The 13932-nt window shown below is 63.4% G+C and carries 9 protein-coding genes; 3 read left to right on the top strand and 6 right to left on the bottom strand.

Annotated features, from left to right (window positions below; genetic code table 11):
• Window positions 1-13 precede the first annotated feature (13 nt).
• Window positions 14-2620: a S9 family peptidase gene (locus GAU_RS14055; protein WP_015894548.1), complete on the bottom strand. Its 2607-nt coding sequence runs from the start codon at window positions 2618-2620 to the stop codon at window positions 14-16.
• Window positions 2621-2778: 158 nt separating this feature from the next.
• On the bottom strand, window positions 2779-3693 hold the full coding sequence (locus tag GAU_RS14050) for a hypothetical protein (RefSeq protein ID WP_052574464.1): 915 nt from the start codon (window positions 3691-3693) through the stop codon (window positions 2779-2781).
• A gap of 188 nt (window positions 3694-3881) precedes the next feature.
• On the opposite strand from GAU_RS14050, the gene GAU_RS14045 reads away from it, so the two are divergent.
• Window positions 3882-4358, top strand: a complete 477-nt coding sequence (locus tag GAU_RS14045; protein WP_197525986.1) for a YidB family protein — start codon at window positions 3882-3884, stop codon at window positions 4356-4358.
• 224 nt (window positions 4359-4582) lie between these two features.
• The gene (locus GAU_RS14040) at window positions 4583-5860 is read left to right on the top strand and encodes an aminotransferase class V-fold PLP-dependent enzyme (protein ID WP_041265548.1); all 1278 of its coding nucleotides are present in this window, start codon (window positions 4583-4585) and stop codon (window positions 5858-5860) included.
• Between the two features lie 276 nt (window positions 5861-6136).
• Here GAU_RS14040 and GAU_RS14035 read toward each other — a convergent pair whose 3' ends face one another.
• The 4 genes from GAU_RS14035 to GAU_RS14020 form a co-directional block, all read right to left on the bottom strand.
• Complete coding sequence (locus tag GAU_RS14035; protein ID WP_015894544.1) at window positions 6137-9478, bottom strand: DNA polymerase III subunit alpha; 3342 nt, start codon at window positions 9476-9478, stop codon at window positions 6137-6139.
• Window positions 9471-11261 (bottom strand): hypothetical protein, encoded by a 1791-nt coding sequence (locus GAU_RS14030; RefSeq protein ID WP_015894543.1) that lies wholly within the window; start codon window positions 11259-11261, stop codon window positions 9471-9473. Before GAU_RS14030 ends, GAU_RS14035 begins: the two co-directional genes overlap by 8 nt.
• 46 nt (window positions 11262-11307) lie before the next feature.
• Entirely contained in the window at window positions 11308-12369 is a 1062-nt protein-coding gene (locus GAU_RS14025; protein WP_015894542.1) for a hypothetical protein, read from the bottom strand.
• A 66-nt stretch (window positions 12370-12435) separates the two neighbouring features.
• Window positions 12436-13551 (bottom strand): SPL family radical SAM protein, encoded by a 1116-nt coding sequence (locus tag GAU_RS14020; RefSeq protein ID WP_015894541.1) that lies wholly within the window; start codon window positions 13549-13551, stop codon window positions 12436-12438.
• A gap of 64 nt (window positions 13552-13615) precedes the next feature.
• Here GAU_RS14020 and GAU_RS14015 point away from each other — a divergent pair, with 64 nt between their 5' ends.
• Window positions 13616-13915, top strand: coding sequence for a 4a-hydroxytetrahydrobiopterin dehydratase (locus GAU_RS14015; protein ID WP_015894540.1), 300 nt, complete (start codon window positions 13616-13618; stop codon window positions 13913-13915).
• The last annotated feature ends 17 nt before the right edge of the window (window positions 13916-13932 follow it).

Raw genomic sequence — 13932 nt, 5'->3', positions numbered from 1 at the left:
GGAAACAAGCGGGTTACCGGATCTCGGCGTTGCTGCGGTAGTAGTCGCCCAGCAGATGTTCGGCGAAGTACTCCATCAACATGCGCTGGTTGTACGTGCTGTAGATCCCGCGATAACCATGCGGTTCACCGGGATACACGAAATAGTCGAAACGCTTGTTCGCGCGCATCAGGGCATTGGCCAGCTTGATCGTGCCGCCGGGATGCACGTTGTTGTCCAGGTCTCCGGTGATGAGGGCCAGATTGCCTTTCAGGTTGCCGGCCAGTTCATCGTTGGTGGGGATCCGGATATCGAAACGCACGCCGTCGTAGTTGGTCGAGTCTTGCGCCACTTCCCGCGCCGCACTGCCCGCGCCCGCCGGACCACCGCGGGACCCGGCAGTGGCGCCACCACGTGCCGCGCGCGCCGAGTCTTCCTTGCTCACCACGCGCACGCCGTGGTTCCACTCACTCCAGTTCTGGTTGTAGATGTTGTTGTCGTGGTTGCCCGATTCCGACCAACCCACCTTGAAGAAATCGTTGTAGGGCGGGAGCAGCATGGCGGCTGCCGTGAGGAACCCACCGCCGGAATGCCCGAAGATGCCGACCCGATCGAGGTCGATGTAGGCGTGCCGTGCGGCCAGTTGTTCGATGGCAGACTTTTTGTCGGCGAGTGCGTAGTCACGCATGTTGCCGTAGCCGAAGCGATGGTAGGCCAGCGAACGCTGCGGCGAACCGCCGCGGTGGCCCACTTCCACTACGATGAACCCCAACTGCGCGAGCTGCAACAACGGCTGGCGTACACTGAAGCCGGTGGTCACTGCTTCGGTCTGCGGTCCCGGATACACGTACGCGATGACGGGGTAACGCTTCGTGCTGTCGAAGTCGATCGGCTTCCAGACATTGCCGAACAGCTCCGTGATGCCATCCGCTGCCTTCACCGAGAAGGGTGTGGCCACCTTGAACCCAAGCTCATTCAGCTTGGAGAGATCCATCTCCTCGAGCTTCGTGATGACCCGTCCTGTGAGGCCATCACGCACCACCGACACCGGCGGCACGTCCATGCGCGAGTGCGTGTCGTAGATGTAGCGCTTGGTGGGTGACACCGTGCTGGTGTGATGAGCATTGCCCGGATCGAGCAAGGTCAGCCCGGTGCCGTTGCCGTTCACGCGATAGATGTGCGTCTGGTAGAGCTGCTCACCCGGTTCGCGGCCCTGACCGGTGACCCACACCTGCTGCGTGGTGGAGTCGATCTTTGCGATACCATCGACGTTCCACTGTCCTGTGGTGAGCGGCATTTTTTCACCGCCGTCGAATCCGTACACGTAGAACATGCCCCAGCCGGTCTTCTGCGACCACCACAGGAAGTCGCCGCCCTTCTTGAGGTAGCGAATGGGCTTGGGTTCGAGCGCTGCCCCTTCGATCACATCGGAGAGCAGCATCTTCGAGGCGCCCGTGGCGAGATCCACTTCGATGAAATCGATGGCACGCTGCGGACGATCCCGGCGGACGAGACGCACCTTGTCACCGCTCACCGGAAAGTGCACGTCGAGCAGCGTCTGGTCCTTCCACTTGCGCACATTGACCGGCTTGATGGCTGCTTCGCCGCGGCGATACACCCAGAGTTCGGTCTGCGTGACATTCTCTTCGCCCGGCATCGTGTACTTGTACTGCAGCAGCGCCGGACGCGGCTGGGCGAGCACGTTCACGAGAAACAGGTCCTTCACCTTGCGCTGATCGCGACGCACGAAGGCCACGCTCTTGGCATCAGGCGACCACACCACCGTGGGGCGGATGCGCATGTCGCGGCTGTTGGCTTCTTCCTGCTCTTCGCTGTCCTCACCTTGATTCTGCTGACCACCGCTCAGGGCATTGAGTTGCCGACGATTCTCGGTGGTGTCGCGGAAACCGAACGTGTAGTGCTCCACGCCATCGGTGCTGATCTTGGTGGTGTCACCTTTGGCGACGTCCACGAAAAACAGGTTGTGGTCCCGCGCAAACACGAAGGCCGAGCTGTCAGGCGAAAAATTGCGATAGTCACGATTGGTGGCGGCCGCACCACCACCGCCAGCTCCACCACCCTGGGTCTCACGCTCTTCATCGGCCGGTGGTGGGGCGCCGCGCACCGGACGCCCCAGCGACTTGAGGGTCTCGGTGGCCAGCGTCCATTCGTAGCGCACCGTGTCCACGGTGAACCGGAATCCCTTGTGATTCCGCAGGAAGTAGATGGTCTGGAACGGCAGGTTCGTCGCATCGTACGGCTTCCGACTCAGCAACGTGAGCTGCTCCGCCATCTTGCTCGGATCGAACAACAGGCGCTTGCTGCCACCCGTGGCCGACGGCACATACAACATGAAGCGTGATCCGTTCCGGTCGCGCCAGTTGTAGAACATCGTGTCCGACTGGCCGAGGAACCGGGGCTGGATCGCCTGCGTGTAGGTGATGGAGCGCAGGGCGGCCGCGCCAAATCGATTGGCGAGTGTCCAATTGGCGCTGTTGACGCGAGCATCCGATTGCGCGACCACACGTGCGGTCGGCGGGGCGGATTGTGTCATGGCCTGGGCATGCACGATGCCTGTGCTGCCCGCGAGCAGCGCGAGAGCGCCGGCCACGTGATCGAGGCGGCGTCGATGAAACGTCATGTCCTGCGTCCTCCGATGGGCAGTTCGTGCGCTCGGCGGTCGATTTCGACTCGCCGCATGCCACAAGCGGCATGGCTGTACGCACAGATTTACTCACCGGAGAGGCTTCCTGCTGAAGCGCCCCGCAGGCTGTGGCCTCCGGGGCGCTGGCCGGCCGGCTATCGGACGGAACGCAGGACGTTGCCGATGGAATTGCCCCGCGCGAGTTCGCGGATGCGGGCCTCGACACGGGGGAAGATGGTGTCGGCGTCGGTCCGAAAGCGGGCGAAGAGCGCCTTGAGGTCGGCCGTGGAGAGCTGCCGCCCCTGCGCGTAGTACTGATCGGCTACGTGGCCCAGTGCATAGGTGGCGGCAAACGTGACGGCGGCCCCCGAGGCGAGACCGGCCACCGATCCGGCGGTACCACCCACCATGCCCCCGAGCGCGCCAAGCAGGCCACCGGCCAGTCCGCCGAAGGTGCGTCGAACGACCTTCTCGAGAACCTGCGCGGCGGCGCCCAGACCGAGGGTGGCCGCGAGGTCCTTCACCTGCGCCGCGTCGAGCTGCTGCCCATGCGATTGCCCAATGCGATGGACCAGGCGCAACTGCAGCGGCAGGATGCCGAGGTTGGCGAGGCGGTCGGGCAGGATCTCGAGGGCAGCGGTGAGCATGGCCTGATCGAGGATGAGCTGATCCAGGGCGGACGGCTCCGGACGTTGCGAGCCAGGGTCTTCGGCCGCGCGATTGACTTCAGCGATGGCGTCCTCGGCCGCACTGATATCCGCACCGGTCAGCGAGGCCAGCTCGCGCAGGAATGCGGCTTCGCTGGGATTCACCCAGCCATTGGCGTGGCAGACGGCGGCGGCGGTGTCGTAGGCGAGCTGCCGGGCTTCCTGCGAGGAGAGCGACGCGGTGAGCGAGGCCAGCGAGCGCTCGCCCGATGCGGCGCGGCCCACGATCGCCTCGGCATCGGAGAGTCCGAGGCTGCTGGCGGCCTGTGCGATACGTGCCTGCTCTTCACCGTCCTGCTGTCCGTCGGCAAGCGCGGCGAGCGTGGCAATGGCGAGAATGGTAGTAGCGTCGTTCTGCGTCATGACTTCAGGGGTGAGAGGGCGCTGCCGACGGTGTGCAGATTCAAGCTGGTGCATACCCAGGGGCGCGGGAAGCGTTCGCGTCGTGTTGTGGGGCTTTGGGTGCAGTGTCACGGCGCGTGTCGTGGCTACAGATTGCAGAGAGATGTTGGGAGTTGGCTGAGGCTCGATGACGACGCAATTCGGAGGCGATGATGGGTTTACTCGACGGAGCGCTTGGACAGGTGGCCGGTTCGTTGTTGAACGGGCAGGGTGGCGCGCAGGGTGGTGACGCGGCGCAGGCCATGCTTGGCGGCTTGCTGCAGCAGTTTGGTGGTGGCAGTGGGAGCTCACAGGGGTTGCTCGCCGCCGCCATGACTCTGGTGCAGCAGCAGGGCGGACTCGAGGCCATCGTGCAGAAGCTGCAGTCCGGTGGACTTGGGGATGTGGTGCAGTCGTGGGTGGGTACCGGAGCCAACGCGCCGGTGACCGGTGCGCAGTTGCAGGACGCACTGGGTGGCGATGTGCTGCAGAGCGTCGCAACGCAGGCTGGTGTGTCCCCCGAAGCGGCGGGCACGGGGCTGGCGTCGGTGTTGCCGGAGCTCGTGAATCAGCTCACGCCGGGTGGTTCATTGCCGGCGAACAGCGGCGACCTGCTCAAGTCCGTCATGGGAATGCTGAACCGGTAACTTCGGGAACAGCGGTGGGAATACAGATCCCACAGAAGACCGACTGACAGCGCGCAGATACAGCGGTAGCATGGGTGAGCGCTCCCCATGCTACCGCTGTTCACATTGCCGCTTTCTCCGTTGTAGTGGTATCGGTGTTTTCATTGGGTGGCATCCGTGTCCTCTGTGTTCCCACCGACCGTTACCGTCGCCGTTGAAGCCCTTCCTTCCGCCTCAGACTCTTTATGGATCGCCGAGCCTTTGTCGCCGCAATGGGCGGCCTGCCGTTGATGGACGACGCCGTCACACACGCGTTGACCCTGGTCCGTGAGGAGAATCGGCGCGTGGAGGGGTATGCGCCGGAGGTCGTGGCTGACGACGAGGCGTACTGGATGCGCGTGCGTCAGGCGTACACGATCGACGCCAACCACGTGAATTTGAATTCGGGGAGCGTCAGCCCAGCGCCGCGCGTGGTCGCCGAGGCCATGCAGCGGTACTGGACGCTCACCAACATGAGCCCTTCGCTGTATGTGGATACGTTGCTGTATCCCGAGGTGGAGCATGTGCGTCGGCGGCTGGCGTCGGTGCTGCAGTGTGATCCGGAAACGCTGGCGCTCACGCGCAATACGAGTGAGTCGCTGCAGATCGCGCAGATGGGCCTTCCGTTGCAGCGTGGCGACGAGATTGTGAGCACCACGCAGGACTATCCCCGCATGATCACGGCGTGGCGGCAGCGTGAGCGGCGCGACGGGGTGGTGCTCAAACTGGTGCGTTATCCGGTGCCGCCTTCAGGACACGACGATCTGTATGAGCGCGTGATGGCGGCGGTCACACCGCGCACCAAGGTGATTCATATCTGTCACATCACCTATACGACGGGACAGATCTTCCCGGTGCGGCGCATCTGCGACGAAGCGCGTCGACGTGGAATTTTCACCATCGTGGACGGTGGTCATTCGTTTGCGCATTTCCCGTTCACCATCGCGGACCTCGGATGTGATGTGTACGGGTCGTCGTTGCACAAATGGCTCTGCGCGCCGGTGGGCAATGGGTTGTTGTATGTGCGCAAGGAGGTGATCACCCGCCTTTGGCCGCTGCTTGCCGCGGATCCGTCGCAGGATGGGGATATTCGCAAGTTCGAATCGATCGGCACGTATCCCATTTCCCTGCGGGTGGCGGTGAGCGACGCGGTCACTTTTCACGAGGAGATCGGTGGGGAACGCAAGGCCGCCCGGCTGCGGTATCTGCGTGATCGCTGGATGGACGGTGTGGCGGCATTGCCGGGTGTGGAATTGCTCACACCGCGTGATCCGGCGCAGTCCTGCGCGATCGGGGCCATGCGTCTCAAATCGCTCGGGGCACAGGCACTCACCGACCAGCTACAGCAGCGGTGGGGGATTCATGTGCGCCCCCGTTTTGTGGCCGACGAATTCGAGTGCATTCGTGTGACTCCGAATGTGTTCACGGCGTTACACGAGATCGATTTGTTTGTCGAGGCGATTCGGGCGTTGGCGAAGGGGTAGTTGCGACGCTGGTCTTCTTGTTGGTCGTGGGTTGGAGGTGGTGTGCGCCGGAGTGTCGGGGAGGGGACCGATGCTTCGGCGCATTCCTTTGCGGGCGCGGGGTTTTAGGGGGCTTGGTGATAGGTGATATGACGTAGGTGGTAGGGTGGACTGGCTTTGGTGTTTTGGGGCATCGCTCTGCTCGCACCATTGCTTGCTGAGTCCTATCACCTACCACCTCTCACGTACTACCAAGCCCCCTATGACCCGTCAACGTAGTTCTCCCGTGTTTCCATTTCAGTGGTAGTCGTGACGTGGTACATAATCCTCTCCACTGCCAAGCTGGAGCGCCCTGAATTTGTCGGCGCGAATATTCACCGCCCCACTCTGTACTTGCAGGATCCCGCGAATGAGCAGGACGGATTCTCTGGCAATGAGCTCGGCGTTTGGTGCAAATCGTTTGGGCGTGATGATGATGTTGAGCATGCCGGTTTCGTCTTCGAGTGTGAGGAAGACAAACCCTTTGGCTGTCGGCGGACGTTGCCGGCAGATAACCACACCAGCGATGGCTACGGTTTCGCCATCCTTGCCGTGCTGCTGGATGTCCTGGATGGTGCGCACCCCATTCGGTTCGAGCACGGGGCGTGCATGTTTCATGGGATGGCCCACGAGCGACACGCCGGTCATGCGATAGTCGGCGGCGGTGAGCTCCACCGGTGTGCACGCGGCCAATGAGGTGGGCGGCGGTGCACGGCGTGGGGGAGCGAGTGGCAATGGCGGTTCTTTGGTCAGCGCGAGCACTTCCCACAACGCCACCCGTCGACGGCGCTCTGGGGGTTCGTGTGCGAACATGCTGTCCAAGGCTCCGGCTTCGGCGAGGGCACGCCATCCACGCGCATCGAGCGTCACACGCGACACGGCGTCTTCGATGCTGCGAAACGGGCCGTCGGCCAGCGCAGCTTCGAGCACCTTGCGTGCCTTGGAGCCGAGGTTGCGGATGAGACGCACACCAAGCCGCACGGCGACGTGTTCGGCGGATGTTTGTGTGGCGTCGATGGTGTGACGAGGCCCCCAGAGGATGGTGCCGTCGTTGGGCATGAGCGTGCGCCCGTCTGGTAGTTCGAGGGAATGATCCCATCCACTGCGCATCAGGTCGACCGGGCGTACCTCCACACCATGACGCTTGGCATCCTCGATGAGCGTGCCGGGGGCGTAGAAGCCCATGGGCTGTGCGTTGAGAATGGCGCACAGGTATTCGGGGGCGTAGTGATAGCGCAGGTATGCCGTGGCGTAGACAATGAGTGCAAAACTGGCGGCGTGGCTCTCGGGAAAACCGAATGCCGCGAAGCCGTTGATCTGATGGCAGATGCGCTCGATGACCTTGGGATCGATCTTCTTTTTCTCCATGCCATCGCGCAGTTGTCGTTCGACCTTCTTCATGCGGACCTTGGAGCGTTTGTGCCCCATGGTCTTGCGCAGTTCGTCAGCCTGCGCCTGCGTGAAATCGGCCATCTTGATAGCCACCTGCATCGCCTGTTCCTGAAAGATCGGAACACCGAACGTCCTTTCGAGGATCGGCTTCACATCCGGATGCGGATAGTCGACCGCCTCTTCTTTCGCGCGGCGTCGCAGGTAGGGATGCACCATTTGGCCTTGCAATGGCCCCGGACGAATGAGTGCCACTTCCACCACGAGATCGTAGAAACACCGTGGTTTGAGACGCGGCAAAGTGCTCATCTGCGCGCGACTCTCGATCTGGAACACGCCCACCGTGTCGGCGCGGCACATCGTGTCATAGACGTCTTTGTCGTCCATGTTGAAGTGTGCCATGTCGATATGCGTGTTCTTGGTGTGCCGGAGGTATCGCAGGCAATCCTGCACCACTGTGAGCATGCCAAGACCCAGCAGGTCGATTTTGTACATGCCCACCGGACCGAGATCGTCCTTCTCCCACTGAATGACGGTACGGTCGGCCATGGACGCGGGCTCGATGGGCACGAGTGATCCGAGTGGTTCATCGGACAACACAAAACCACCAACATGGATGGAGCGATGTCGGGGTAGCTCATGCAGGCCATTCATGACCGGAGCCAATTGTTGCACACGCGGATCGGTGAGATCGAATCCGGCGGCAGTCAGGCGTTGTTGCCCTTCTGCCGTTTCGAAGAGATCCGCCGTTGTATGAGCGCCATGCCGGTCGCTGAAGTCCGCGAGTATATCACCTTGCTGCGGTGAAAACCCCAGTACGCGAGCCGCATCACGGGCCGCACTGCGACCACCCCAGGTGATCTGTTCGCACACCATGGCCGCGTGCTCCCGTCCAAAGTGCTTGTACACGTGCTGCAGGATGCGCTCGCGATCTCGGTGCGCGAAGTCGATGTCGATATCAGGTTCTTCTGTTGCGTCATCGCCAAGAAATCGTTCGAACAACAGGCCGAAATAGATCGGGTCGACAGGCGTGACGCCGAGGCAGTAGCAGACGGCAGAACTGGCCGCCGAGCCGCGCCCTTGGCAGAGGATCCCTTCACTGCGGGCATGTCGCACGATCCGCCAGACAGTGAGGAAGAAGGTGGCGCAGTCGCGCCGGCGGATGGCTGCCAATTCGTGCGCGATCTGCTGACGGTGTACATCAGAAAATCGATCACCCCAGCGCTCGCGGGCGCCGGTGAGTACGATCTCTTCGAGGTAGGTGTCGGCGGTGAAACCGTCCGGCAGGGGAAACGGCGGCATGGCGGGTTTGAGCCCCGCGAGACGGAACGCACAGCGTTTGGCAATGTCGAGTGTGGCTCTCACACCTTCTTCCAGGCCCCGCCAGCGCTGGTAGATGAGCCGCGGGTCCTTCAGGGCCCATTCGGCATTCGGGCGCAGGCGCGTCCCCATTTCATCGAGTGTGCGCTGGTGGCGCAGGGCGCTCAACGCGTCGTGCACGGCGCGATCCTTCGGTTCTGCGTAGTACACATTGTTGGTGACCACCCAGGGCACACCAAGCCACTTGGCGAGCGGAATCAGTTGCTCGACGAGTACCCGTTCTTCCGGCAACCGGTGATCCCAGCATTCGATGGCGAGATGCTGGCCGAATATGGCGTGCAGTTCCTGTGCGGCTTCGAAGGCTTCGTACTGTCGTCCTTCGGCAAGCAACTGCGGAACCCAACCACGAGGGCCGCCGGTGAGTGCCGTGACACCCGCGGCATGCTGGCGGAGCATGGCCAAGGGTACACTCGGACGTCCCCGTTCGCTGTCCATGCGCGCCCGCGTCACCAGCGTGGAAATATTGCGATACCCTTCCCGCGTCTCGGCCAGCAATACGAGCTGTGTACGACGATCGCCGCGCTGTCCGTCGAGATGCGGCATGCGTACTGTGAGCTCCACGCCAAGGATGGCGTTGAGTTGGCGTTCACGCGCTGCCACACCGAACTGCACGATGCCCCCCATCTCGTCGTGATCGGTGAGTGCGAGTGCTTGGTAGCCGAAGCTGGCCGCGCGTGTGACGAGCTGCTCCGGGAGCGATGCACCATCGAGCAGTGAAAACGCCGAATGGCAGTGCAGTTCCGCATACTGACCGGCATACGGGTTGGGTATGGACTCTGTCGACTCGGTGTCGACATTCGTGGCCGTGCTGGGATCTGTGTGATCAGTCATACCAACCATGCACATGCCAGTGCAGGCCTCCTTCGCAGTAGAGCAGCAATGTGCCGTCGGTCTCGGCGTGGCATCGCCAGTAGTCGCGGGCGTACTTGTCACCACGCCACCAGTCGCCGCTCAGGCGCTCGGGACCATGGGCCGTGACGAACCTGATGCGACGCCCGCGCCACCACAGCATGCCCGGAGCGCCATGTGGTGCCGCGACCCGCACGGATTCGGGCGTCTCCAACAGACGCAACACTGCGGATGCGGATGCGGATGCAGGTGCAGGCGTCGGGTTTGCCGATGCAACGATTGCCACAGTTGTCGACGTGCGAGCCGTCGGCAATGGTGCGGCCGCCAGCGCAACAGCGTCCGCCGGTGTCCACACGCCGGTGCCTTCCACGCGATGCGTGTCACGCGCTTCGGGATGCACCACGACATCACCACGACGTTCCGGATCGAGTACGGCACGCAGGCGTGCAAACACGGCTTCTGCGTTCATGGCGGCATCACGCCACGACGGGATCAGCAGATCGCCCTGATCCGCTGCCAGTGGTGCCGTGGCTGGGATGCCGATCGTGACCCCGATGATCGGTGCCGGAATGGTCCAGCGCTCGAGCAGCATGCGACATTGATCGAACAGTGGATCGAGACGCGCGAGTGGACGTGCGGGACGCACTTCGCGTGTGATGGTCCGCTGCGGGATGTTGAGGATCCCCGGCATATGCACGGCGTCGATGGATACACTCGCCTCCGCCACCATCGAGGGCTCCGGCCCCCTGCGCTCGGGCCAACTTTCTTGTGTTTCCGGCGGGTGTTCCCGTACCGAACGTGTCGGCGTCATGTCATCGGCCCACTCGCTGCCGATATCTTCGATGGGATACTGCCGGCCGGCATCGAGCACGAGCGTGATGGATACCGCGGCCGCCGCGCGACCATCGCGCACACAATCCTGCACCAGGCGTTGCAGTTGCGCGCGTACGACAAACAGCACGGGTTCGGCGCTGTGTACGGCATTGGGCAACTCCACCGTGGCACTGCGCGACATGTCGACGCGAGTGAGTCCGGGGCGTCGTGGGTCGTCTCCCTGGGCCAGACGCCAGGCGCCGAGCCCCTCATGCCCCCAGCGTTCCTCCACATCACTGGCCTCGAGCGCGGCCAATGCCCCAACGGTGCGCAACCCGAGCGCCTGCAGCGCTTCACGTAGCTCGCTGGCCATCGGAACCAGACCGAGTGGCGCCGGGGCGAGATAGTGTGCACAGCGACCAGACGGAATGCAGGTGATGTATGGTGAGGCATCCGACGTGATCGACATGCGGGTCATGTCGTCGGTCGAGGTGGCGCCTATCATGAGTTGTGTTGCCGAACGCAGCGTGGCGGGTGTGGTTTCCCAGCCGGGTGTGCGTCGCTGCTGACGGGTGTGTGATGGTTGTGCCGACGATGTGGGCGTCGTGCTGCGTACGATCGGTGCCCACGTGGCGGCACGTGCGGCGACACAGGAATCGGCGATGGCCACACGCGCTTGCGGGTGCCACTGCTGCGCGATCTGCAGGAGGAGATGGGCAAACAGGTCTTCGCCACCCAGGGCATCGAACCCTGTGGCACCGATCCACCACATGCCTGGGGTGCCGATGACCGGCGTCACCTGTGGGCTGGCCGTAAGCAGCGTGGCCGTGCCTGCAAGCACCGCATCCGTGATGGCCTGATTGTCCCACAGACGCACGTCGAGTGTGGCGCAGTGTGCACGTGCTTCGCTGATGCGCATGCCGGCACGGATACCGAGTCGTCCGGCCGCCATGGAAACGACGCGCAGTGTCGTGTCGACGGCGAGTGCACGCGGCAGATCATCCCAATGCAGGGGCGTTCGCGAGGGTGCGTGCGGCTTCGCCGAGTCTCGATGGAGATTCGGTGAGGTGCTCGCCGGCTTGTGATTCCGGGGCTCGTGATTCCGTGCGTTGTTCCGCCGCGCGTTGTGTTGCGGCACGTCGTTCAGCGCCAAAGTGAACTGGTCCGGAAACGCCAATTCCGTACAGGTCACGGGTGACGACGCCGATGCCGCCGCCGGAGACGGTGTCGGCGTGCTGGAGTTCCGTGCTGTCGGTTTGTCGGGGGATCCAGGGACGGCGCGTGCTGTGCGCCACCCCGCGCCGATCGGGAACCTCGGAATGCGCACACAAGCGATGCGCCAGGACGATGACACGGTCCACCTCGATGGCAGCACGACTGCCGGTGATGAGTCCACCTTTTTCCACGGTCACCTGCATTCCGGGCACTGTCATTGCGGGCGTCATCGTCATTGGTGTCGTGGCCGTGTGTTGCGAAGCGTGTTGCGGAGCGTGTTGCGGAGCCTGGAGCCGATCGCGCTGACGGGTGCGCACCGTCAGGTGCAGGCGGGTGGTGCCCGTCAGGCGATGCCGATGCATAGGCCCCGCCCCCGTGTGTTCGAGCACCACGCAGGCGGCGTCGCGTTCGCGTGCGAGCTGACCGAGGCGAACACCCTGCACCCGCGAGAGCGACGGGGCGCCGTCGATCACCACGAGACCAAACACGCCACTGCGTAACAGCAGATCGGCCGTCCATGCCGCGCGGTGTGGTGTGGGCAGGCGCACCACGACCAGTCGCGCCCCCATCCCGGTCCAAGGCTCTGGCGCGAGCGTGCGGGTCGCATCGATCCAGGCCGCCCAGCTACCGGTGGCGAGAACCTGCGTGATGACCTGTCGCAGCAGGCCGCTCTTGCCGACCGCCAGCGGACCGACGAGCTCCGTGATCCGTCCGCGTGGAATGCCGCCCCCCAGCGCGCGATCGAGCGCGGGGACACCGGTGGGCCATGGGGAGCTGGCCCTGCGGGTCCCGGCAACGATGGCTTCGACCTGGGCCACGAGTTGGGGGAGAATGGCGGACGACACGATGCAAACAAAACCCGAAGATGAAGAAGTGAAAAAAACCGACCGGGGTCGGGTCTCAGTGCGTTCTCACAGGAACGTCAGTTGTTCATCTGGTTTGTCGAATTCATCCTTCTGGTCTTCCTTTCTTTCTTCAGATGCACCGCCACGAATCGCGTCGCTCGCGCCTGTGACGTCGTAGCCCGATGCGCGCCGGTATTCCCGGAGCACCAAGCCGTTCTTGCGAGCCAGTGCGCCCATGTATTGGTGCAGGCCTGCACGGTAAGTCTCCGTGGCGTAAACACTTTCGCGATAGGTGGACTCGTATCGGGCGGCCAGGGCGGGGAACTGCGCCCGGATCATCGGCAGGTAGCGCCGCCGTGAGGCCGCCCGTAACCGCAGTGCACAGGCGCCAAAGCTCCGGGCTCCCGATTCAGCGATACGTGCCACCAATGCCTGCAGCATCGCCGGTTCGTCGGTGATGCCGGGCAGCACCGGCATGCAGTTCACGCTCACATCGATCCCACCCTCCGCCAACCGCCGGACCCCACGTAGTCGGGCTTCCGGCGTCGGGGCCCGCGGCTCCAACTGACGGGCCAGCTCGCGATCGACCGTGATGAGCGAGATGTGCACCCCTACCGTGTTGTGCCGCGCCAATTGCTGCAGCAACACGATGTCCCGCGTCACCAGAGGACTCTTGGTGATGATCACGATCGACCATCCTCGCACATCCGCGTCCACCAGTGCCTGCAACACGCTGGCTGTCACCCGAAAGTGCCGTTCCGCTGGCTGATATGGGTCGGTGGCCGATCCGATCACCAGCGATTCACCAGCCCGCGGTGCGCGTGAGGAACGCAACGCTTCCCGGACCCGCGCATCCGCATGCTCCTTCACCAGAATGCGTCGCTCGAACGCCAGCCATGGCGGCATGCGTGCTGCGATGTCTGCTCCTACGCGCCCCGCCCGCTCGAGCGTGTAGCGGTGCGTATCGCGGGCGTAGCAATACGCGCACCCGAACGCGCACCCCACATAGGGATTGATGGACCAGAACCCCATATGTGTGGCCGACGGGGCATTGAAAATCCCACGCGCCGGAATGGCGTGATACTGCAGATCCGCGTGCCGAGTGAGCAGGCGCAGGGGCTCGGGGGTGAGCGACGGCAACACGGGAGCCAGAGGCTCCACCACCGGCAGTGGGTGTGGCATAAATGGACATTACCGAAGAAAGTCCGAAGATGCAATCTGACGCCAAACACCCTAGTCTCAAACCATGTCTGCTTCCGCCCCCTCGGCGCTCTCCGACATCGAGATTCAGCGGGCCCTTGGGGCCTTGCCCGGCTGGTCTCGCAAAGGCGACGCCATCTGCAAGAGCTACCACTTCGCCACCTTCCCTGCGGGGATCGCGTTCCTCGCCAAGGTCGCGGACGTGGCTGAGCGGCTCCAGCACCATCCCGATATCGATGTGCGATACACCCGTGTGCAGTTCGTGCTCAGCACACACGATGCGGGTGGCGTTACGCAGAAGGATTTCGAACTGGCACACCAGATCGAAACCCTGGCTTCTGCGTGAGACATAAACTGTCTCAG

Origin of the sequence: Gemmatimonas aurantiaca T-27 (assembly GCF_000010305.1) — a bacterium.
GTDB lineage: Bacteria > Gemmatimonadota > Gemmatimonadetes > Gemmatimonadales > Gemmatimonadaceae > Gemmatimonas > Gemmatimonas aurantiaca.
The sequence above is the reverse complement of the archived record's forward strand: the minus strand, read 5'-3'. Positions and strand labels throughout refer to the sequence as shown.

Excerpts from the sequence above, each read along its gene's own strand:
- GAU_RS14050 (WP_052574464.1), bottom strand. The coding sequence starts at position 3,693 with ATGACGCAGAACGACGCTACTACCATTCTCGCCATTGCCACGCTCGCC.
- GAU_RS14040 (WP_041265548.1), top strand. The coding sequence starts at position 4,583 with ATGGATCGCCGAGCCTTTGTCGCCGCAATGGGCGGCCTGCCGTTGATG.
- GAU_RS14030 (WP_015894543.1), bottom strand. The coding sequence starts at position 11,261 with ATGGCGGCCGGACGACTCGGTATCCGTGCCGGCATGCGCATCAGCGAA.
- GAU_RS14015 (WP_015894540.1), top strand. The coding sequence starts at position 13,616 with ATGTCTGCTTCCGCCCCCTCGGCGCTCTCCGACATCGAGATTCAGCGG.
- GAU_RS14020 (WP_015894541.1), bottom strand. The coding sequence starts at position 13,551 with ATGCCACACCCACTGCCGGTGGTGGAGCCTCTGGCTCCCGTGTTGCCG.
- GAU_RS14045 (WP_197525986.1), top strand. The coding sequence starts at position 3,882 with ATGATGGGTTTACTCGACGGAGCGCTTGGACAGGTGGCCGGTTCGTTG.
- GAU_RS14035 (WP_015894544.1), bottom strand. The coding sequence starts at position 9,478 with ATGACTGATCACACAGATCCCAGCACGGCCACGAATGTCGACACCGAG.
- GAU_RS14055 (WP_015894548.1), bottom strand. The coding sequence starts at position 2,620 with ATGACGTTTCATCGACGCCGCCTCGATCACGTGGCCGGCGCTCTCGCG.